The organism is Nonomuraea mangrovi (genome assembly GCF_042681425.1).
In the GTDB taxonomy this organism is placed as follows: domain Bacteria; phylum Actinomycetota; class Actinomycetes; order Streptosporangiales; family Streptosporangiaceae; genus Nonomuraea; species Nonomuraea mangrovi.
Genome location: NZ_JBHUFV010000061.1, coordinates 757,616 through 777,984, shown reverse-complemented (window position 1 = coordinate 777,984; position 20,369 = coordinate 757,616). Strand labels below are relative to the sequence as shown.

The following is a 20,369-nucleotide window of genomic DNA, read 5'->3' as shown; positions in this document are numbered from 1 at the left end:
CTCACGCCTCGGCCAGGACCAGCGCGAAGTCCCCCGCGGGATCGGTGTAGCGGCGGCGCACCTCGAACCCCGCGGCGGCGAGCTCCTCCCGCAACCCCTCCGGCCGGAACTTGGCGCTGATCTCGGTGCGCATCTCCTCTCCCTGAGCGAAGTCCACGGCCAGCCCGAGCCCGCCGATCCGTACGCGCATGTCCCGGTTCGCCCGCAGCCGCATCTCGATCCAGTCGTGGCGCGCGTCGTACAGCGCCACGTGCCCGAACGCCTCCGGCTCGAAGTCCGCGCCGAGCTCCCGGTTGATCACCCGCAGCACGTTCCTGTTGAAGGCGGCCGTCACCCCCGCCGCGTCGTCGTAGGCCGCCACCAGCCGCCCGGTGTCCTTCACCAGGTCCGCTCCGAGCAGGAACGTGTCGCCTGGCCGGAGCGTGGCCCGCAGCTCCTTCATGAACACCTCGCGGGCGACCGGCTCGAGGTTCCCGATCGTGCCGCCGAGGAAGGCCACCATCCGCCGCCCGGCGCGCGGCAGCAACGCCAGATGCCGCTCGAAGTCGGCGCACACCGGCGTGACGGCCAGCCCGGGGAAGCGCTCGGCGAGTCGCCGTGCGGCCGATTCGAGGGTGACCGCGTCGACGTCCACCGGCGTGTAGGTGCGCAGCGTGCCCGCCGCGGCGAGCGCCTCCAGCAGCAGGACGGTCTTCTCGCTGGTGCCCGAGCCCAGCTCGACCAGCGTGTCCGCACCGGAAGCCGCAGCCAGTTCGGCGGCACGCGCCCGCAGGATGGCCAGCTCGCGCCGGGTCGGGTAGTACTCCGGCAGACGGGTGATGCGGGAGAACAGCTCGCTGCCTGCGGCGTCGTAGAACCACTTGGGCGGCAGCCACTTGGGCGACGACGTCAGCCCGGTCCTGACGTCGTGTTCGAGCGACTGGCGCAGGTAGTCGCGGTCGAGATGGTTGATCACATGCACGGTCGGCAGGCTGACGAACACGGGGCCTCCTGAGGTGAGATCACAACGGCTGGACGCATACGTCGTCGCGGGTGGCCGTCAGCAGGCTGCGCTCGGGAACGGCCTGCCATCCGGGCCGGTCGTCGAGCGGTTCGCTGGCCACGAGCACGCCGTCGTGGAGTCGGTGGTAGAAGAGCGTGTCGCCCCAGACGGTCGCGGCGATCGACGCGCCGTCGCAGGCGAGCAGGTTCAGGCGGGCGACGGGGTCCTTCTCCCCGGCGCGGACGACGACCTCGGCCATGGCCTCGCCCAGGCCGAATCCTGCGCGCCCGCGCAGGAACACGGCGGCGGCCACCCAGGCGGCGTCGCACGCGCTCTCCGCCCGGTCGGGCAGATCGTCGGCGAGATCGCGCAGCGCGTCCCTGATGACGCGCCCGTTGTGGCTGAGCAGCCACCCGCGGTCGGTGAACGGCGCCGTGGCGCTCTCCTCGATCGGCATGCCCACGGTGGCCGAGCGCACGGCCGCCAGCAGGCAGGTCGAGCGGGCGACCTGCGCGAGCGCGGGCAGGTTGGCGTCGGTCCAGATGGGCACGGCACGGCGGTACCGCACGGGCTCGGCACGCCCGGGGGCGTACCAGCCCATGCCGTACCCGTCGGCGTTGACCAGGCCTGCGCGCTGGCGCCGTGGTGCGTACGACTGCTTGAGCAGGCCGTACTCGGGTTCGTGGATGAGCCAGGTGAGCGGGCGGGCGGCGCCCAGCCACGCGGCGTGCCTGCACACCTCAGACCAGCTCCGAACGGGCGCAGCGGAAGCCGGTGAAGATCTGCCTGCGGATCGGGTAGTCCCAGTTCCTGAACGTGGTCCGCACCGCCGCAGGGTCGGCCGCCCACGAGCCGCCGCGCAGCACCCGGTACTGCTCGCCGAAGAACACCTCGCTGTACTCCTTGTACGGGAAGCTGCGGAAGCCGTCGTAAGGCTGGAACCAGGAGCCGGTCCACTCCCACACGTCTCCCACCATCTGCTCGGCCCCGTACGCGCTGGCCCCGGCCGGGTAGGCGCCCAGCGGGGCGGGGTGGGAGGCGCGGTGGCCCAGGTTGGCCCGCTCAGCGGCCGGGGCCTCCTCGCCCCACGGGTACCGGCGCGCCGTGCCGGTCCCCGGGTCCCAGCCGCAGGCCTTCTCCCATTCGGCCTCGGTGGGCAGCCGCTTGCCCGCCCAGCGCGCGTAGGCGTCGGCCTCGTACCAGGACACGTGCTGGACCGGCTCGTCCATCGGGACGGGTTCGGTACGGCCGAAGCGGGTGCGCCACCAGGCGTCGCCGTCCCTGACCCAGAACAGGGGGGCGAAGGCGCCGCTCCGCTGCTTCCACTGCCGGCCCTCCGCGGACCACCAGCGGGCGTCGTCGTAGCCGCCGTCCTCGATGAACGCCGCGTAGGCCCGGTTGCCGACGGGGAGCCGGTCGATCCAGTACGCGGGCAGGTCCACCCGGTGGGCGGGCCGTTCGTTGTCATACGCCCAGGGCAGGGTGCCGGTGCCCATGAGGAAGGGGCCGGCGGGCACGAACACCTCTTCGGGGCCCTCGCTCCGGCCCGGCGGCAGGTCGCCGTCGCGCACCAGGCCGACCTGCCCGGACAGCTGCAGCGTGGCGAGCATGGTCTCGTCGTGCTGGTGCTCGTGCTGGATCACCAGGCCGAACACGAAGCCGTCGCGGTGCAGCGGGTCGGGACCGTCCAGCTCGATCGTGTCGAGGACGTCGAGCACGCGCCCGCGCACGCCCTCGATGTAGCGGCGGGCCTCGGCCGGGCCCAGGATGGGCAGGCTCGGGCGGTCCTTGCGCGGAGTCTTGAACGCGTCGTAGATGTCGTCGATCTCGGGGCGCAGCGGGTCGATGCCGGCCGCCTCGCGCAGCACCCAGAGCTCCTCGTAGTTGCCCACGTGCGCCAGGTCCCACACCAGCGGAGACATCAGCGGCGAGTGCTGGCGGACCAGCAGGTCGTCGTCCGCCTCCGTGTAGGCGAGCGAGCGGTCGCGCACCGCGATGAGCTCGGCCGCGATACGTTCCTTGAAGTCGTTCATCCTCATCCCTCGTCGTTCAGCCAGGTCGGAACGCGCCCTTTCGACATCGGAGCCATCAGGTCGGCCGCGGGGGAGCGGCCGGTCGTCACATGTCGGTCGGCGAACGCGGCCACCTCGGCGACCAGGCCGTTCGTCACGCCGAGGCGAGGCAGCGCCTCCAACGCGGCGCGGAAGCACGCCTCGGCGGCCCGGTGAAGGCGCGGGTCGGCCAGCCCGCACCGCGCCGCCACCTCCCACAGCTGCCGGCACAGGAGCGGCTCCATGGCGGCCAGCGCCGCGTCGGCCGCCCGGTCGTCGGTGACGAGGGCGTGGGTCACGGCCACGCAGACCGGCCAGGTCGCCGGATGCTGGGCGTCGAGGTAGCGGATCTCGAGCCAGCCCCTGGGGCGCACCGGGGGGAAGAGCGTCGTGGCGTGATAGAGAAGATCCTCGGCTGTGGGCCGCCGCTCGCCGTCGGCGTCGAGCCAGTCGCGGAACGTCGAGCCGTCGCGGATCGGGCGATAGCGTTCCTCGTCCTCCCGCACCAGCATGAGCCGGGCGTCCAGCAGGTACTCGGCCCAGTCCGCGGCAGGATCGCCCGAGGTGGGCACGAGCGAGGTCCTGGTGCGGTCGAGGTGGTCCCATACGGCCTGGCGGCCCGACATCCAGCCGCACGGCCTGCCGCCGCTCAGCGGCGAGTTGGCGAAGGCGGCCATCAGCACGGGCCCGAACGCGTGCGCCCGTTCCCAGCGGGTCGCCGGCCGCGCGCCCAGGTCCAGGTTGACCTGGATCGACGCGGTCGAGCACATCATCAGCGGCCCGTACGGCACGCCGAGGAACTCGGCCATCGCCTCGTAGCGGGGCAGGCGCAGCTGGCGGAAGGCCGGCCGTACCGGGTCGAGGCCGACCCCAGCCAGCGCCAGCCCCGCCGCGCGGAGGGCCTCGCGCACGGCGGTTACGTCGGCGGACAGGAGAGCGATCGCGTCACGCAGCGGGCCGGGCGGGCCGGACAGCTCGAGCTGGCCGCCCGGCTCGAACGTCACGCGGCTGCCGCCCGGCAGCGCGGGCAGCGCACGCTCGACGCGGGCCAGCGGCACGTGGCCGGCCGTCGCCGCACGGTCGAAAACCAGGAACTCCAGCTCGACGCCCACGCGGTCCGCCGCGGCGGGACGGAAGCAGCGGCGCGCGAACTCCGCCACCTCCGAGGCCTCCCGCAGCGGCGTGCCCTCGGCGGTCAGCCCCGTCATCGTGTCCCCTTCGCACGGCGCATAGGTCTACAGACCCGCGAACCGCGCGAGCGTTACAGACGGATTCGGGTGCGGCGGAGTTCGGCGCGGCGGTCGGCTGTGAGGCGACCCGGTTCGGGGTGCGGCGGAGTTCGGTGTGGCGGTCGGCTGTGAGGCGACCCGGTTCGGGGTGCGGCGGAGTTCGGTGTGGCGGTCGGCTGTGAGGCCACCCGAGGGGAAGGGGCCTCGCCTACGACCGCTGCCGCTCGCGGAAGGAGGACATGAGCCGGTCGCGCACGTCGGCCTGCAGCTTCTCCGGAGGCGGGTCGCCGAGCACGCCGATGGTCGCCCGGAACTGCTCGACGTAGCGCTCGCATCCCTCGCAGCGGGCCAGATGCGCCCGCATGCCGTCGCGCGCCGACCGGTCGAGGGCGTCCTCAAGGTAGGCGGTGATGACTTCCACCAGTTCGTCGCAGGTGAACCGCTTCACGACGTGACCGCCCCTTACCGCATGGAGATGAACCGTTTCACTTATTGTGGCTCCTCCACGGCAGGAAAGAGCACGCGAAATTATTCTGGCTGCTTCACGAACTCGAAATAGTCCGCCAGCCGGTCGCGCACCGTGGCACGGGCGCGATGCAGCAGGACCCGCTGGTTGGCCGCCGAGATCTCCAGGATCTCGCACACCTCGTCGGAGGTGCACCCCTCGACGTCGCGCAGGGTGATCACGATCCGCTGCCGAGGAGGCAGCCTGGTCAGGGCCTCGGCGATCAGCTCGCGCACCTCCGAGGCCAGCGCCTCGCCCTCGGGCGTCGGCCACGCCGCCGGGACCTCCTTCCAGCCGCCCGGTGGCACGGGGCCCAGGCCCGCGGACCCGCCGTCCTGCTCGAAGGCGCTCCACGGCAGCGTACGGCTCTCGCGCACGCCCCGCTTCTTCGCGGTGTTGACCAGGATCCGGTACACCCACGTCTTGACCGAGGAACGACCCTCGAAGCAGTCGATCCCGCCGATCACCGCCAGCCACGTGTCCTGGACGACCTCCTCCGCCGAGTGGTCGGTGGACACATAGGACCTGGCCACCCGAAGCAAGCCCCCTGACCAGGTGTCCAGCAGCACCGCGAACATCGCCTCATCGCCCGCGCGCAGGGCCGTGACGACGACGTCATCCGGGGGCAGCCCTCCGCCCGCGAAAGACCCCACGATCGCTTCCCCCCCGGTCGAACGCTGGGACATCCATCACCTGGGGCCGAGCCGAAGCCCGGCGTCGCCCGCGGCAGGACGACACAGCCCAGGCTAATCTCTCCCACCGACGTTCTTCCCTCCCGGGCGGGTGCGAGCACCTTGTGCGTATTCTCGGAGAGGGAGGCGTCCGCCTCGGTGCGTGGTCTTGGGAGGCGTCCGCCTCGGCGCGTGGGCTCGGAGTGGGAGGCGTCCGCCTCGGTGCGTGGTCTCGGAGAGCAGGTCCCGGCGAATCGGTGAGGAGCATCCCATGCGACGGTCGGAAAGGCTGCTCTACGCGGCCAACGGGGTCGATCTTCGCGTCGTGGACGTCGCGCTGACCGACGGCGGGCATGTCGAGCGACCCTTCGTCCGCATGCCTCGCGCCGCTGGAGCGGTGGTCCTCCATGGCGGGCGCGTCCTGCTCCTGTGGCGGCACCATCTCGTCACCGACACGTGGGGTTGGGAGATCCCGCTCGGCGAGATCGGCGAGGGCGAGGAGCCAGAGGCGGCCGCGGCCCGTCACGTGGAGGAACAGACCGGCTGGCGGCCTGGGCCGCTGCTGCCGTTGATGCGGGTCCGTCCCGCCGAGGACGTCGCCGACTGCGACCACCTGATCTTCGTCGCCCACCAGGCGTCCTCCGGCACCGCGCCGGCCGGTGGCCAGGAGGACGGGCGGGCCGAGTGGTTGCCGATGCTGGGCGTCCGGCAACTGATCGAGGAGCAGGCCATCACCTCGGCGACCACGTCGGCCGCCCTGCTGCACTTCCTGACCGACCTCCTGCAGGCCCGCGCGTCACATTAGGCAAGCCGCCGCCCGTGCCCGCTCCCCAGGCTGCCTCGCCTGGCCGGCTTCCCCAGGCCGCCTTCCCCAGGCCGCCGCCCGTGCCCGCTCCCCAGGCTGCCTCGCCTGGCCGGCTTCCCCAGGCCGCCTTCCCCAGGCCGCCGCCCGTGCCCGCTCCCCAGGCTGCCTCGCCTGGCCGGCTTCCCCAGGCTGCCTCGCGTGGCCGGCACGCCTGGCCGGCTGCCTGCGGGCGTCCTGCCGCGCTCGTGGGCAGGTCCGGCCGCACTGCCTGCCACCACCCGGTGGACGCCGCCCCGACCGTCGCCGCTGATCGGGTCGGCGCGTCAGCCGAAGCGCTCGGCCGCCCAGGCGTCCCACGCGGCCTGCTCGTCGTGATCGGCGAAGTTCTGGTGGCCGAGCACGAGGGCGTCTCCGCGGGCGGTACCGGAGTGGATGAAACGGTACAGACCCTCGTCCGTCCGGACGCCCAGGTTGACGGGCAGGTTCGCGTAGTAGACGACCCCGGAGGAGCCGTCCGGGAGCCGGACGCCGTCGCCCTCGCCGACGTCGGGCGTGACGCCCAGCGACTCCGTGACGATCTTCCAGACGGTGTCAGGGCCGCCCGCTCCCGGCCGGACGACCGTGGCGACCGACGGGGTACGGCCGGCGAAGTACGTGAGGTACTGCTTGAGGGTCTCCAGGTAGATGGGCCAGCCGGCCTTCATCGCCTCGAACTCGGTCTCCCAGTCGTCGCCGAGCATGCCGCTCTGCACGAGCCGCAGCACGGTCGTGCCGCCGCCGCGTCCCTCGATCAGATACTCGAGCGCCATGAACCGCCCGTCGGGGGCCTCCTCTCCGCGGGTGGCGAGGCGTGCGCCCGGCTCGTAGGCGGTGATCGTGGACCGCTCGGTGTGGCCCATCATCGTGAGACCTGCGGGAGCGCCGACGGACGTGCCGAGCTCGGTGCGTCCCATGAACCACGAGTCGACGCCCGGCCCGGTCGCGATCGCGTCCCAGACCTGCTCAGGAGTGGCGTCGAGTTCGATCTCCTGGCTCAGTTCGAACGGGTGAGTCATCGGGCTTCCCTCGTACTCGGATGGACGGCGACGTCGGATGGCCGCTCCCTCACGCCGGCCAGTGTCTCGATGCTCTCACCGAAACCACCCCGTAGCTCCCGGAACGCGTCAACGCGGTCGAACCCAGCGACTTGCGGCCCTGTCAAGGCTTGTGTCGTGGCGGATCCCCGCCGATCATCAGAGGCAAACGGGAGGAACCCATGGTTCGCAGCAAGCCGGCGCAGTGCGTCGTCGTGGCTCTGGCCGCGACCACCCTCATCGCGTTACCCGCCGACGCCGCCACCGGATACACCCCCGAAGGGATCTGCGGCAACGGTTTCGGCAGGGTCGACGACGGCACCCGGGCCGTGGTCGACGGCCGCGGCATCGTCTTCGGCCATGTCTACCTGCTGTACAGCGCGCGGACCGGGGAGAACTGCGCCGTCACCATCAAGACCAAGTACGTCGGAGAGCCCACCTGGACCGGCGTGAGCCTGGCCCGCCGGGGTCTCGACAAGCGGCAGGACGCCAACTACTTCACGCACTACGCCGGCCCCGTGAAGGCGTACGCGAAGGGCAGGTGCGTCGCCTACCAGGGGGTGGTCACCGGACTGAGAGCCGGCGACCGTTTCGTCAGCAGCACGCCGCGGGCCCTCGGCGAGCGTACGGCCTGGGGCAACTGCGGCTGACACCCCACCGGCCAGCGGCTGACACCCCACCGGCCAGCGGCTGACACCCCACCGGCCAGGGAAACCTCCAGCGTGCCTCTCGTGAAAGGGGCGTGCCGTTCCTTTCACGAGAGCGACCCGGGAGGCTGGGAGCCCGAGCAGACGTGGAAGACCTCCCCTGGCCTGACTTGGGGGACGGATTCATCACCGATGTGCTCACCTCGGACGGCGTGACCCGCGTCCTCCGGACGGCATGACCCGCGTCCTCCGGACGGCCGGATCGCGTCTTCCGGGCGAGGGCGAGGAGGTCATCGTGGCGGTCTTCGTCCGCCTGGCCGAGGACGCGCCGTCCACCGTCCTGTGAGTGCGCGCGAGCGTGACCGGGCCGCGCGGAGGCGGTCACCCGCGCCCAGACTTTCGTGACATAAGTCATGAATTGACCACAAAAAGGGACGTAAGGTATACAAAAGGGCAAGACTCCTCCTCAAGGAAGGGGTCTCGTCCCAGCGCGCCTTCGAGTGATCGCAAAGACCCCCTCTCGGCCCTCGCCCTGAGCCCCTTCGCGGGCCCCCCAGGAGGCGCCTCCCACGATCATGCAGATGTCGCGCCCGTCATCCCACCGGAAAGCCGCGCCATGAGCCACCACAGCAACAGCGCACACGCCGTCTTCGAGTTCGACCTCACCACGGACGAGACTCGCCGGCGGGCCGCCGTCATGACGGCGCTCGGAGCGAACTGGGATCCTCCGGCGGTGATGCGAGGTGAGGAGGAGGCCTACGACCTCCTCTACTCGGGCCTCGACGAGCGGCAGCAGGAGGCCTACGACATGCTCGTGGCGGCCGGGGTGCTCCCGCGAAGGGGGCAGGGCCATGCTGCCGATTGATCCGCACGCCGATCTGGGGCGCAGGGCATGGGTGTCGTGCCCCGGCTGCTTCGACAACAGGGAGTGCGGGGAATGCAGCGGCGGCCGGAACTGCGGGGCGCACTGGCGCTACCTGCTCGGCACCACCGGAAGCAGGCTGCACCTCCAGTGCCCCGGATGCACCCACGTGTGGGACCACGAGACCCGCTTCGGCGCGGGCGGGACCACGCCGTTCTGACGAATCTTCGTCCGCGGACCCGGTAGAGGGCTCGGCCCCGCCCCCCGCTTCCCCTGGCGTCCCGCGCCTCGCCTGACGCCGTCCTTCGCCTCGCCTCACCAGCCGCGGACACTGGCCCGTGCACGCACCATCCGCGCACGCGCCATCCGTGCACGCGCCGTCCGCGTGGGGCCGTCCGTGCACGCACCATCCGCGCACGCGCCATCCGTGCACGCGCCGTCCGCGTGGGGCCGTCCGTGCACGCGCTGTCCGTGCACGCGCTGTCCGTGCACGCGCTGTCAGCGTGGGGTCGTCCGCGTGGGGGCGTCCGCGCGGGCCGCCTGCACGAGGCCGTCTGCGTGGGGTCGTCTGCGTGGGGCGTCCGCGTGGGCTATCCGTGCGGGATCGTTCGCTCGGGGTCAATGGTGGGCGGGGATGTCTCCGACGCCGATCCTGCGGCGGAAGACCCAGTAGGTCCAGCTCTGGTAGAGCAACACCAGCGGCAAGAAGATCACCGCGACCCAGGTCATGATGCCGAGCGTCTTCGGCGTCGCGGCCGCGTTCTCGACGGTCAGGCTGTAGGCCGGGTTGACGGTCGACGGCAGGACGTTGGGGTAGAGGACCGCGAACAGGCTGATCACGGTCACGCCGATGGCGACCGCCGACAGAAGGAACGCCCAGCCCTGGCGGCCCTTGGCGATGGCGCCGAGGGCGGCCGCGAAGGACAGGACGGCGACGGCGGACAGGATCACCGTGCCGAGCGTGCCGCCCTGGATCTGCGTCCAGGTCAGGAAGGCCACCGCGAGCACGGCCGCCGCCACGCCCGTCCTCAGCGCCAGCACGGCCGCGCGGCCGCTGATCTCCCCCGTGGTCTTCAACGCCAGGAAGACCGCGCCGTGCGTGGCGCACAGCGCCAGCGTCGTCAGCCCGCCGAGCAGCGCGTAGGGGTTGAGCAGGTCCCAGAACGTGCCGACGTACTCGTGCCGGGCGTCGAGCTTCACGCCCCGCACGATGTTCGCGAACGCGATCCCCCACAGCAGGGCGGGAGCGAACGAGCCGGCCACGATGCATGCGTCCCAGCGCCGCCGCCACGTCATGGAGTCTCGCTTGGCGCGGTACTCGAAGGCCACCCCGCGCACGATCAGCGCCAGCAGTATCAGCAGCAGGGGTAGGTAGAACCCGCTGAACAGCGAGGCGTACCACTCGGGGAAGGCGGCGAACGTGGCGCCTCCCGCGGTGATCAGCCACACCTCGTTGCCGTCCCAGACGGGGCCGATCGTGTTGATCATCACCCGGCGTTCGGTCTCGTTCCTGGCCATGACGGGCAGCAGCATGCCCACGCCGAAGTCGAACCCCTCCAGGACGAAATAGCCGACCCACAGGACGGTGATCGCCACGAACCAGATGTCGGTGAGCTCCACTGCGCGATCCTCCTAGTAGGCGAACGACATCTCGCCACCGTCGCGCGGCTCCGCCTGGTCGGCGGGCGGCGGGGCCACTCGGGCGTACTTGATCATGAGGCCGACCTCCACCAGGGCCAGCACGCCGTACAGGACGGTGAAGACGATCAGCGAGGTGAGCGCGGTGCCCGCGCCGACGGTGGGGGAGACGCCGTCGACGGTCTTCATCTGGCTGAAGACGATCCACGGCTGCCGGGCCATCTCGGTGAAGATCCACCCGAAGCTGTGCGCCAGGAAGGGCAGCACCACCGACCAGACCGCGGCCTTCCAGAGCAGGCTCTTGCCGCGGACCTGCCGCCCGCGGGTCATCCAGAGCAGGACGAGTGCGACCAGGGCGGCCAGCATGCCGAAGCCGATCATCAGCCGGAAACCCCAGTAGGCGATCGGGATGTAGGGGCGGTAGTCGCCGGGGCCGAACCTCTTCTGGTACTCCGCCTGGAGGTCGTTGATGCCCTGGACCTTCCCGTCGAACGAGCCGGTGGCCAACTGCGACAGCAGGCCGGGGATCTCCAGCTGGAAGATCGGCTCCGTGCCGTCGAGCGTCCCGATGGTGAACAGGGAGAACGGCGCGGGCTGCCGGGTCTCGTAGAGCGCCTCGGCGGCGGCCATCTTCATCGGCTGGGTCTGGGTCATCGTCTTGCCGAGGAGGTCGCCGGAGACGGTAACGCCGAGCGCGCCCACCAGCACCGCGATCACGCCGAGCCGGAGGGAGGGACGGAAGACGTCGAGATCCCTCCCCCTGGCCAGATGCCAGGAGGAGACCGCCATCAGGATCACGCCTCCGGCCAGCCAGCAGCCGAAGATCGTGTGCGGGAAGGTGGCCAGCAGGACCTTGTTGGTCAGCACGGCCCCGAAGTCGACCAGCTCCGCCCGCCCGTTGATCTTGAAGCCCACCGGCCACTGCATGAACGAGTTGGCGGCCAGGATGAAGTAGGCGGACAGCATCGTGCCGATCGCGACGATCCAGATGCAGGCGAGATGCACCCGCTTCGGCAGCCGGCCCCACCCGAAGATCCACAGGCCCAGGAACGTCGACTCCAGGAAGAAGGCGAGCAGCGCCTCCAGCGCGAGCGGGGCGCCGAAGATGTCGCCGACGAACCTGGAGTAGGAGCTCCAGTTCATCCCGAACTGGAACTCCTGAACGAGCCCCGTCACCACGCCCATGGCGAAGTTGATCAGGAAGAGCGTGCCGAAGAACTTGGTGGCGCGAAGGTAGGCGGGGTTGCCGGTGCGTACCCAGGCCGTGTTCAGGATCGCCACCAACAGTGACATCCCTATCGTGACGGGCACGAACAGGAAGTGGTACACCGTCGTAACCCCGAACTGCCAGCGTGCGAGATCCAAGGCGTCCATGGCGATGACTCTAAGTGTCCGATCATGCGCGTCTTGTCATGACGCGCCGGGTGATCGCGGACCGCGCGGCCACCCTCTGCTTCGGCTGACTGACGCCCCCGGCATCCGGCCGTCCTCGGGGCGAGTTCCCTCCAGGCTACGCCTCCTTCGCCCGGCCGGCAGGGACGCCCCCTGGGCACGGCCGATCAGCGCCGCGGTGTGGAATCGTCCGGGCAGAACTCCGCCTGCAGCACGTCGGTGAAGATGCCGATGGGGTCCTTCCAGCCGTCGCCGGCCCAGTCGCCGTTGATGTTGGTCGCGACCATGCGCCGGCCGTCACGGGTGCCGTAGGCGTACGACCACGATCCATGGATGGCGCCGCCCATGCCCCAGACCGTCGTGCCGCATGGCAGCTTCACCGAGGAGACGCCGAGGCCGTAGGTGGTGTCGGGGATCCAGTTCCTGTTCTCCACCGGGATCGCGCCCCTCGGGGTGATCGGGTGGGCGCCCGAACCGGCGCCTCAAGGGCCCTGCCGCACGAGCCCGGAACGTCGCGCAACGCGGCAAGGCGGACGAATCCACGTGAAACCCCTGCCGAGTCTTTGACACGGGCAGACCCAGGTGGGCATCACGCTTACCTAGGCTTTGGCCGTCGGACGAGTCGCAACAGCGGGAGGCTGAAGTGACCACAGAAGACTTCGGGACGGCCCCGCACGCCCGGTACCTGCCCATTTCGGACCATGGTCTGATCGGAGACCTGCGCACGACGGCGCTGGTGGGCACGAACGGCACGATCGACTGGTACTGCTGTCCGAGGTTCGACGCTCCGAGCGTGTTCGCTTCGCTGCTGGACTCCGACAAGGGCGGGTCGTTCGAACTGGCCGCCAATGTGCCCGCGAGGACCAAACAGTTCTACTTTCCCGACACCAACGTACTGATCACCCGCTTCTACTCCGAGGACGGACTGGGTGAGATCCAGGACTTCATGCCCGTCGCCGACGAATCGCTCGAGCCCGATCGCCACCGGCTGATCCGCCGGGTGTCCTGCGTCCGGGGATCGCTTCCGTTCCGGGTGCGGGTGGCGCCGCGGTTCGACTACGGCGCCCAGCCGCACACGGTACGCCTGGTGAACGGCCAGGCGGTCTTCGAGTCGGCGTCCCTCTCCCTCGCGTTGACCGCCACCGTGCCGCTGGAGGTCGACGGCATGGACGTGTGGGCGGAGTTCAAGGTCGAGGAGGGTGACTGCGTCGTCTTCGCTCTCGACAGGGTCGGCGAGGGGATCGCACCCCGGTCGTGCGTGAGCACCGAGGCCGAGGAGCAGTTCACCGCCACCGTGGCCTTCTGGCGGCGATGGCTGTCCGCGTCGCGGTACCGCGGCCGGTGGCGCGAGATGGTGCACCGTTCGGCGCTGGTCCTGAAGCTCCTCACCTACGCTCCGAGCGGCGGCATCGTCGCCGCGCCGACGACCAGCCTGCCGGAGGTGGTCGGTGGCGAGCGCAACTGGGACTACCGCTATGTGTGGGTCCGCGACGCCGCGTTCTGCGTGTACGCGCTGCTCAGGCTCGGCTTCACCGAGGAGGCCGACGCGTTCATTCGGTTCCTGACCAGGAGCGCCGCCACGGGCGCGCCTGGAGAGTCGGGACCCCTGCAGGTCATGTACGGCATCGACGGGCGCTGCCAGCTGCCCGAACGTCAGCTCGACCACCTCGAGGGCTTCGAGGGCTCCTGCCCCGTACGCGTCGGGAACGCCGCCGTCGGGCAACTGCAGCTCGACATCTACGGGGCCCTCATCGACGCCATCTACCTCTACGACCACTGGGGCAAGCCCATCTCCAGCGGCAGCTGGGACTATGTCGGCACCCTCGTGGACTGGGTCTGCGACAACTGGGACCAGCCCGACGAGGGCATCTGGGAGACCCGCGGCGGGCGCAAGAACTTCCTCTACTCGCGGCTCATGTGCTGGGTGGCCATCGAACGGGCCATGCGCATGGCCACCCGTCGCGGGCTGCCCGCCGACATGGCGCGCTGGCAGCACACACGCGACACGATCTACCGGCAGATCATGACGCGCGGCTGGTCGCCCAGGCTGGAGGCGTTCGTCCAGGACCTCGCCGGCGAGGTCCTGGACGCCTCGGTGCTGATGATGCCGCTGGCCAAGTTCATCTCGCCCACCGACCCCAAGTGGCTGTCCACGCTCACGGCGCTCGGCAACCACCTGGTGTCGGACTCGCTGGTCTACCGCTACGACCCGGAGGCGAGCCCGGACGGGCTGCAGGGCGCGGAGGGCACCTTCTCGATCTGCTCCTTCTGGTACGTCGAGGCGCTCGCCCGCGCCGGCCGGGTCGACGAGGCCAGGCTGGCCTTCGAGAAGATGCTCACCTACGCCAACCACGTCGGGCTCTTCGCCGAGGAGATCGGCGTCGCGGGTGAACAGCGCGGCAACTTCCCGCAGGCGTTCACCCACCTCGCGTTGATCAGCGCGGCGTTCAACCTCGACCGCGCCCTCGGCTAGCCGGCCGTACCGGCCCTGGCAGGTCAGGGACCCGGATCCGTCACCGCACGCGGGTCCTGGAGGCCGCCGTGCCTCCTGTTCGCGCCTGCCATCCGGCGACCACCACAGGGTGGGCGCCCGTGGCACGGCTCAGCGGCACGCGCACGGTCGTGGTACCCCCGCCGGAGACGGTGACGACGCGGCTGCCCGCTGTCCCCTGGGCGTCACGGACGAACAGGTGCGCCCTGCCGGCGGAGCCGGCGCGCAGCGTCACCTTCACGGCGTCCCGCGCGCCCGCGGCGAAGGTGACCGAGCCGCTCTCGGACGGCTTGGCCGCGGGACCGCCCGCGAGCGGCAGGCCGAGGAGGACCGCCTGCTCCAGCGACTGCGGCGAGTCCAGGCTGGACAGGCCGGTGTCGGGGATCACCGGGTCGGGCGGGGTGGTCGGCCGCCCGGCCGGAGGAAGGTAGCCCGGCAGCGTCGCGATGCCCCATCGATACGGGTCGCCCTGGACGCCGCCCCACGTCGACCAGCCGATCCTGGTCTGGCCGGTCCTGTCCTGGGTGTCGGAGTCATACACCAGGACGTTCAGCCCGAGGTGCGCGGGATCGACCGCGCCCGGCAGGACCTCCATCGGCACGGCCATCTCCACGGCGTACTCCCCGGTGGAGACCTTCGAGGCCACCCTCATCCCGGGGGCGGTCTCCGCGCCCGGTCCCTGATGGTTGTCGGCGTCCCGCTCGAAGCACGGCGGACCCTCCGCCGTCACCGGCAGCACCGCGGTCTTGAACGTCGTGGCGGTGTTCTCCGACGTGCCGCGCGGGTCGAGGGTCACCTCGACGGCGTCGGTGCGCCAGTGCCGCTTGCAGTCGGAGGCCGGCAGGCGGGTGCCGATCACGTCGTCCTTCACCTGGACCAGCAGGAACAGCGTGTCGTCACGCCAGGCGACCTTGGCCGTGCCCGAGCAGTCCGCCGCCGACGAGCACGCCGAGCCCTCCCAGAGGCGGGAGACGTCGAGGGAGGGGCCGGTGTACTCGCCCTCGCCCGCGACGCCGTCGACGACGGGCGCCGACGTGGCCCGCGGGATGGACGTCGCCGGGACGAGTTCGAGCGCGGGCCTGCTCAGGCTGGATCCGTCCCGGCCGGTGGTCGTGATGGTGTAGAAGTAGTCGCCGCCGTCGTTGGAGGTCTTCAGCGAGGTGTCGGTGTTGGTGACGGTGAACGGCACCGTCGTCGAGGCCCCGGCCCTCAGGCCGCTGTAGGGCGCTTCGGCGCGGTCGGCGGTGAAGCCCGCGGGCAGGTCCAGCCGTACGGATCCGGACTGGGTGGTGTCGCTCACGTTCGTGACCACGACGCCCACCTGGCGGGAGCCGCCGGACGGGAGGGTGAGCACGGGGGTGACCAGGCCGCGAAGCTGCGGCGCGTCGAGTTCCGCGGCCCACTTCTCGTACTGCTCGACCTGGGGAAGCAGCCGCTGCCCCCCGCGTACGGCCGGGCTCACCTCGACCTGCCGGTCGGTGTAGCCGCGGCCCCGTTCGGTGGTGAGCGCCGCCGCGAGGCGCGCCCGCTCGCCTGGTGCCGCGCCCTGGGGCGGCGTCACCGTGAACGTCGCCGATCCCGTGCGCCCGGGGGCGAGCCTGCCTAGCTCGCCGGACCCGCTGACCTGCCAGCCTTCGGGGACGCGCAGCGCCACGGCCGAGCGGCCGAGCGGCTCACGGGAAGGAGCGGCCGCGGTGACCTTGACGGTGAACGCCGTGCCTGGGCGGACGTCGAACGTGCTGGGACGCAGGTCGAGCATGGTGCCGAGCGGGACGGCACCCGCCGTCCTGACCAGCGCGCCGTCGAAGACCGCCGTCGGCGCCGCCGCGGCCGCGGTGCCGGGTCCGGGGAACGGCACGCGCGAGTCCACCAGGGTGAAGAAGTCGCAGCCGAGCTGGGCGGGGTCGGACGGCACGTCGGGGAAGACGGCCCAGCCCTGGGAGGCGTACACGCGCTGGGCGTCGCGCTCGATGGCGGCCCATGTCCTGCCCTGGCTCGGCGAGACGCGGCCGCTCCACACGCCGAACACGTTCTGCGCCGGGTTGGCGGGGCGGAACGTCGAGGCGCAGTCGGGGCCGTTCTGGGAGGTGCCGCGCGCCCTGCCGAGGAACAGGCGAGCGGGCGCGAAGGGGCGCAGCCCCTCGCGGGTGATCTGCTCGGGAAAGGCCAGGGGATCGGCTGCGGCGTAGAACGCCTCGGCGGCCAGCCGCGCCGCCTGCTGGTGGTTTCCGTGGTTGCCGGGGGACGGGGCCGGATCCATGGTCAGCAGGATCTCGGGCCGGGTCTGGCGGACGACCCGCACGACCTTCTCCAGTGTGTCCTCGCCCCAGATCCGGTGCGTCAGCGGGGCGCTCACCGTGTAGTAGAAGTCGACCTCGTCGAGGTTGAACACCTCGCGCACGCCGGCCTTGGCGACCGCCGCGCGCTCCTCGGCCTCTCTCAGCAGGCCGAGGGCGGGGCCCTCCTCCGGCCCGACGGCGTTGCCGCCGCCCTCACCCCTGGTGACCGTGAGGACGCCGGTGCGCAGGTCGTGGTCCTCGCTCCACTGCCCGAGCGTCGACAGCGTGAAGGCCTCGTCGTCGGGATGGGCGCCCACGAACAGCGCGTCGAGATCGGCGGGCGGGCCGGAGGAGGCCGCGAAGGAGGCGGGCGGGCCGGAGGAGCCCGAAAGGGTGGCGGAGGCGGCCGGGCCGGGCGGAGGAACGACCCCTGTCGGCGCGGGGGCGGAGGGCGCGAGGACGAGTACGGCCGCGGCGGCGAGCGACACCAGGCGTCCAGGAGGACCCGACGCAGGCGAGCCCGACAGAAGCGAACCCGGCACAGGCGAACCCGACAGAAGCATGGAACCTCCGGGAGTTATTCGCGCACCGCCCCTTGGAGCAGCCCGCGGATGAAGTGACGCTGGAGGAACAAGTAGAAGATCACGACCGGGGTCGCGACGATGACCGACCCGGCCGCGAGCAGGGTGAAGCCGGAGGTGTACTGGCCCTGGAAGAAGGCCAGCCCCAGCGGCGCGGTCCGCAGCGACTCGCTGGTCACCATGATCAGCGGGATGAGGAACTCGTTCCACGTCCACATGAAGACCAGGACGGTCAGGGTGACGACCGCGGGACGGGCGGGGGGCACCAGCACCTGCCACAGGATGCGCCACGTCGAGGCGCCGTCGATGCGGGCGGCCTCGACGATCGCGCGGCTGCTGGTGCGGAAGTAGGCCCGCATCCAGAAGGTGCCGAACGCCACCGACAGGGCGACCTGCGGCAGCGCGACCGCCCAGAACGTGTCGATCAGGCCGAGGGAACGCAGATCGAAGTAGAGGGGGACCGCGATCGCCTCGCTCGGCATCATGATCCCGAGCAGGAACAGGTAGAACAGCACTCCCTGGCCGCGGAAGCGCATGGTGCCGAACGCGTAGCCGCTCATGATCGACAGCACGACGCTGACCACCACGACGAACGACGACACCGCCAGGCTGGTTCGCAAGTACGTGCCGAACCGCCCGACCTCCCAGGCCTCGGCGAAGTTGCCGACGTGCAGCCCCGCGATGCTGAGCCCCTGCCCCGCCGAGCCTGCGGCGTCGTCGGGGCCGAGCGCGGCCGACAGGATCGTCAGGACGGGGAACAGCGCGAACGCGGCGAACACCGACAGGATGACGTAGTTGGCGAGCCGCTCACCACGAGAGATCACGAGAAACCCCTGTCGGCGAAGCGGTTGATCACGAACGAGATCGCGAAGATGACGACGGTGAGGGTGACGCCGATCGCCGCCGCCGAGCCGACCTGCCCGAGCTCGAAGGCCCGATGGTAGACCTCGTACGACGGAACCGACGTCGAGTCGCCCGGGCCGCCCCGCGTGGTGACGTACACCAGGTCGAACGTCCGCAACGCGGCGATCACGGTCAGCGTCAGCGCGACCGCGATCTCCCCTCGCACCGAGGGCAGGGTGACCGAGAAGAACTCTCTGAGGGCGCCCGCCCCGTCGAGCCGGGCCGCCTCGTACAGCTCCGCGGGGACGCGGCTCATGCCCGCCAGCAGCAGCACGGTCACCAGACCGGTCTCGAACCAGGTGCCGACCACGCCGACCGCCGGCAGCGCGAACGTGTAGTCGCCCAGCCACCCCCTGGTGAGCGAGTCGAGCCCGAGCGCGCCGAGCAGGCCGTTGAGCGTGCCGTCGGGCGAGTACACGCGCCGCCAGGCGACGGCCACCACGACCATCGCGACGACCTGCGGCAGGAACACCACCGTCCGGAAGAATCCGAGCCCGCGCACCTTGGCGTGGTTGAGTATCGCGGCCAGCGTCAGCCCGATGACCAGCGGCGCCAGGGCGTAGAACACGACGAGGACCAGGGCGTGGGCGAAGGCGGCCCTCAGCCTCTCGTCCGCGACGATCGCGGCGTAGTTGGCCGCGCCTGCCCACCGGCCGAGGCTCAGCCCGTCCCAGTCGTACAGCGAGAGCTGCACCGCGCGGCCGATGGGGTAAAGCAGGAACGCCGCGTAGACGGCGAACGCCGGCAACAGGTAGAGGTAGGCGACGCGGCTGGGCTCGCCTGGCGGGCGGCCCGCTCGGGCCCTCCCTGATGGGGTCACCTCTGCCTCCGCCCGCGGCCCGCGCGCCTGGGCCGTGCGCCCGTGCTCACTCGTTGCTTTCGACGAAGGTCTTGTAGTCCTTCTCCAGCGTGGCCAGGAACTCCTGCGGCGTCGACTTCTTCGCCAGCAGGTCCTGTACCGCCGCGCCGAGCGTGTCGGCGAAGGTGGGGGTGGCGTAGTCGAGGTAGGGAACCAGGCCGTCCTTCTTGGTGACGGTGCCGAAGGCGGTGAACATGTCCTGCTGCGAGCCTGCCTTCACGCTCTGCCGGTCGGTGTCGGCGATCGGCAGGAGGCCGTTGGCGGTGAGGACCTTCATGGCGTCGGCGTCGGTGATGAAGTCGATGTAGGCCGCCGCGGCGTCGGGGTTGGGGCTCTTGGCCGTGATGGCGAACGGCAGGCCCGTGCCGCCGGTCGCGAGGGGTGTGGCGCCTGGCGGGAGGAGGAAGCGCAGGTCCTCGTGCATGACCTTCTCCAGGTCGGCGATCAGCCACGTGCCTCCGATCAGGAAGACACCTTCGCCCTTGCCGAACGCCTGCCAGGCCGCGTCGTACCCCTGCCCGTTGAAGCCCTGGTTGAAGTAGCCCTTGTCCACCCAGTCGACGAGCTGCTGGGCGGCCTCGGCGTTGTCCGGCGTGGTCCACGAGGCGCCCTTGCGGCCGAATCCCAGCGTGGTGATCTGGTCGGCGGGGACGTGCCGTCCCTGTACGGTGCCGAACACGTGGACGCCCGGCCACTTGTCGAGGTTGCCCAGCTGGATCGGCACCTCACCGGCGGCCTTGGCCTTGGCCAGCGCGACCTCGAACTCCTCCCAGGTCGTCGGCGGACGCAGGCCGAGCTTGGTCAGCTTGGCGGCGTTGTAGAGGATGCCGACGACCTCGCCGACCTGGGGCAGGCCGTACACGTTGCCCTCGCCGAAGATCTTGCCGTCGGCGCTGTAGCTCACGTACTGCAGGACCGACTGCGGATAGCGCTCCTTCCACCCGTACGCGTCGGCGTAGGCGTTCAGCGGGCGGAGATAGCCGGCCTTCACGTAGGCGCCCATCTGGGGCCGGCCGTTGTTGGCCTGCACCACGTCCGGCGGCTCGTTGCCACTCAGCGCGAGGCGCAGGGTGGTGTTGAGGTCGTCGAAGGAACGGGACACCCGCTTGAGCTCGATGTTGGGGTACTTCGCCTCGAACGCGGCGTTGAGCTGCTTCATCTGGGCGGCCTGGCCGCCGCGCACCTCCTGGTCCCAGATGGTGAGGGTCACGTCGCCGAGGGCGGCGGCGTCGGTTCTCACCGCCGAGCCGCTCGGCTGCGCGGAGGATCCCGCGGGCGGAGCCGACGACCCCGGCGCGCACGCGGCGGCGGCGAGGGCCACGACACCGGCGGCGAGGACGGCGCGCACCCTGGCGCCGCGCGGGTTGCGCTTCTGGAGCTCGCTCGTCGAGGCGATCATGG

The 20,369-nt window shown here is 71.1% G+C and carries 19 protein-coding genes; 5 read left to right on the top strand and 14 right to left on the bottom strand.

The window, feature by feature from the left end; genetic code table 11:
• Position 1 precedes the first annotated feature (1 nt).
• From egtD to ACFSKW_RS42575, 6 genes are all read right to left on the bottom strand, one after another.
• Positions 2–982 carry an L-histidine N(alpha)-methyltransferase gene (gene egtD, locus ACFSKW_RS42600; RefSeq protein WP_379580028.1) on the bottom strand — a complete coding sequence of 327 codons (981 nt, stop codon included), beginning with the start codon at positions 980–982 and terminating at the stop codon, positions 2–4.
• 19 nt (positions 983–1,001) lie between these two features.
• Positions 1,002–1,721, bottom strand: a complete 720-nt coding sequence (gene egtC / locus ACFSKW_RS42595; protein ID WP_379580026.1) for an ergothioneine biosynthesis protein EgtC — start codon at positions 1,719–1,721, stop codon at positions 1,002–1,004.
• A 1-nt stretch (position 1,722) separates the two neighbouring features.
• Positions 1,723–3,015 carry an ergothioneine biosynthesis protein EgtB gene (egtB, locus tag ACFSKW_RS42590; protein WP_379580024.1) on the bottom strand — a complete coding sequence of 431 codons (1,293 nt, stop codon included), beginning with the start codon at positions 3,013–3,015 and terminating at the stop codon, positions 1,723–1,725.
• A 2-nt stretch (positions 3,016–3,017) separates the two neighbouring features.
• Positions 3,018–4,241, bottom strand: a complete 1,224-nt coding sequence (gene egtA / locus ACFSKW_RS42585) for an ergothioneine biosynthesis glutamate--cysteine ligase EgtA (RefSeq protein ID WP_379580022.1) — start codon at positions 4,239–4,241, stop codon at positions 3,018–3,020.
• Positions 4,242–4,470: 229 nt separating this feature from the next.
• Positions 4,471–4,710, bottom strand: coding sequence for an anti-sigma factor family protein (locus ACFSKW_RS42580; protein ID WP_379580020.1), 240 nt, complete (start codon positions 4,708–4,710; stop codon positions 4,471–4,473).
• 80 nt (positions 4,711–4,790) lie between these two features.
• Positions 4,791–5,420 (bottom strand): RNA polymerase sigma factor, encoded by a 630-nt coding sequence (locus tag ACFSKW_RS42575; RefSeq protein WP_379580018.1) that lies wholly within the window; start codon positions 5,418–5,420, stop codon positions 4,791–4,793.
• A gap of 289 nt (positions 5,421–5,709) precedes the next feature.
• Here ACFSKW_RS42575 and ACFSKW_RS42570 point away from each other — a divergent pair, with 289 nt between their 5' ends.
• Positions 5,710–6,243: an NUDIX domain-containing protein gene (locus ACFSKW_RS42570; RefSeq protein ID WP_379580016.1), complete on the top strand. Its 534-nt coding sequence runs from the start codon at positions 5,710–5,712 to the stop codon at positions 6,241–6,243.
• Positions 6,244–6,566: 323 nt separating this feature from the next.
• Here ACFSKW_RS42570 and ACFSKW_RS42565 read toward each other — a convergent pair whose 3' ends face one another.
• Complete coding sequence (locus ACFSKW_RS42565) at positions 6,567–7,298, bottom strand: SRPBCC family protein (protein ID WP_379580014.1); 732 nt, start codon at positions 7,296–7,298, stop codon at positions 6,567–6,569.
• A 200-nt stretch (positions 7,299–7,498) separates the two neighbouring features.
• On the opposite strand from ACFSKW_RS42565, the gene ACFSKW_RS42560 reads away from it, so the two are divergent.
• From ACFSKW_RS42560 to ACFSKW_RS42550, 3 genes are all read left to right on the top strand, one after another.
• Positions 7,499–7,966, top strand: coding sequence for a hypothetical protein (locus tag ACFSKW_RS42560; RefSeq protein WP_379580013.1), 468 nt, complete (start codon positions 7,499–7,501; stop codon positions 7,964–7,966).
• 613 nt (positions 7,967–8,579) lie between these two features.
• Positions 8,580–8,828 carry a DUF6400 family protein gene (locus tag ACFSKW_RS42555; protein WP_379580012.1) on the top strand — a complete coding sequence of 83 codons (249 nt, stop codon included), beginning with the start codon at positions 8,580–8,582 and terminating at the stop codon, positions 8,826–8,828.
• Positions 8,815–9,045: a hypothetical protein gene (locus tag ACFSKW_RS42550; protein WP_379580011.1), complete on the top strand. Its 231-nt coding sequence runs from the start codon at positions 8,815–8,817 to the stop codon at positions 9,043–9,045. Before ACFSKW_RS42555 ends, ACFSKW_RS42550 begins: the two co-directional genes overlap by 14 nt.
• 398 nt (positions 9,046–9,443) lie before the next feature.
• On the opposite strand, the gene cydB is transcribed toward ACFSKW_RS42550, so the two are convergent.
• The 3 genes from cydB to ACFSKW_RS42535 all read right to left on the bottom strand — a co-directional run bounded on the left by cydB (position 9,444) and on the right by ACFSKW_RS42535 (position 12,289).
• Positions 9,444–10,445 (bottom strand): cytochrome d ubiquinol oxidase subunit II, encoded by a 1,002-nt coding sequence (cydB, locus tag ACFSKW_RS42545; protein ID WP_379580010.1) that lies wholly within the window; start codon positions 10,443–10,445, stop codon positions 9,444–9,446.
• Positions 10,446–10,457: 12 nt separating this feature from the next.
• On the bottom strand, positions 10,458–11,837 hold the full coding sequence (locus tag ACFSKW_RS42540) for a cytochrome ubiquinol oxidase subunit I (protein ID WP_379580008.1): 1,380 nt from the start codon (positions 11,835–11,837) through the stop codon (positions 10,458–10,460).
• A gap of 185 nt (positions 11,838–12,022) precedes the next feature.
• The gene (locus tag ACFSKW_RS42535; RefSeq protein ID WP_379580006.1) at positions 12,023–12,289 is read right to left on the bottom strand and encodes a hypothetical protein; all 267 of its coding nucleotides are present in this window, start codon (positions 12,287–12,289) and stop codon (positions 12,023–12,025) included.
• 209 nt (positions 12,290–12,498) lie between these two features.
• Between ACFSKW_RS42535 and ACFSKW_RS42530 the strand changes: the two genes are divergently transcribed.
• Positions 12,499–14,328, top strand: a complete 1,830-nt coding sequence (locus tag ACFSKW_RS42530; protein WP_379580004.1) for a glycoside hydrolase family 15 protein — start codon at positions 12,499–12,501, stop codon at positions 14,326–14,328.
• Positions 14,329–14,368: 40 nt separating this feature from the next.
• Here the strand turns inward: ACFSKW_RS42530 and ACFSKW_RS42525 are convergent, their stop codons facing one another.
• From ACFSKW_RS42525 to ACFSKW_RS42510, 4 genes are read right to left on the bottom strand one after another with little or no spacing between them, the layout of a single operon-like run.
• Positions 14,369–17,167 carry a sugar-binding protein gene (locus ACFSKW_RS42525; RefSeq protein ID WP_379580002.1) on the bottom strand — a complete coding sequence of 933 codons (2,799 nt, stop codon included), beginning with the start codon at positions 17,165–17,167 and terminating at the stop codon, positions 14,369–14,371.
• Between the two features lie 35 nt (positions 17,168–17,202).
• Positions 17,203–18,030 (bottom strand): carbohydrate ABC transporter permease, encoded by an 828-nt coding sequence (locus ACFSKW_RS42520; RefSeq protein ID WP_379580000.1) that lies wholly within the window; start codon positions 18,028–18,030, stop codon positions 17,203–17,205.
• The gene (locus ACFSKW_RS42515) at positions 18,027–18,929 is read right to left on the bottom strand and encodes a carbohydrate ABC transporter permease (protein ID WP_379579998.1); all 903 of its coding nucleotides are present in this window, start codon (positions 18,927–18,929) and stop codon (positions 18,027–18,029) included. Before ACFSKW_RS42515 ends, ACFSKW_RS42520 begins: the two co-directional genes overlap by 4 nt.
• A 46-nt stretch (positions 18,930–18,975) precedes the next feature.
• Positions 18,976–20,367 (bottom strand): extracellular solute-binding protein, encoded by a 1,392-nt coding sequence (locus tag ACFSKW_RS42510; protein ID WP_379579996.1) that lies wholly within the window; start codon positions 20,365–20,367, stop codon positions 18,976–18,978.
• Between the last annotated feature and the right edge of the window lie 2 nt (positions 20,368–20,369).

Excerpts from the sequence above, each read along its gene's own strand:
- egtB (WP_379580024.1), bottom strand. The coding sequence starts at position 3,015 with ATGAACGACTTCAAGGAACGTATCGCGGCCGAGCTCATCGCGGTGCGC.
- egtA (WP_379580022.1), bottom strand. The coding sequence starts at position 4,241 with ATGACGGGGCTGACCGCCGAGGGCACGCCGCTGCGGGAGGCCTCGGAG.
- ACFSKW_RS42570 (WP_379580016.1), top strand. The coding sequence starts at position 5,710 with ATGCGACGGTCGGAAAGGCTGCTCTACGCGGCCAACGGGGTCGATCTT.
- ACFSKW_RS42565 (WP_379580014.1), bottom strand. The coding sequence starts at position 7,298 with ATGACTCACCCGTTCGAACTGAGCCAGGAGATCGAACTCGACGCCACT.
- ACFSKW_RS42560 (WP_379580013.1), top strand. The coding sequence starts at position 7,499 with ATGGTTCGCAGCAAGCCGGCGCAGTGCGTCGTCGTGGCTCTGGCCGCG.
- ACFSKW_RS42555 (WP_379580012.1), top strand. The coding sequence starts at position 8,580 with ATGAGCCACCACAGCAACAGCGCACACGCCGTCTTCGAGTTCGACCTC.
- ACFSKW_RS42550 (WP_379580011.1), top strand. The coding sequence starts at position 8,815 with ATGCTGCCGATTGATCCGCACGCCGATCTGGGGCGCAGGGCATGGGTG.
- ACFSKW_RS42540 (WP_379580008.1), bottom strand. The coding sequence starts at position 11,837 with ATGGACGCCTTGGATCTCGCACGCTGGCAGTTCGGGGTTACGACGGTG.
- ACFSKW_RS42510 (WP_379579996.1), bottom strand. The coding sequence starts at position 20,367 with ATGATCGCCTCGACGAGCGAGCTCCAGAAGCGCAACCCGCGCGGCGCC.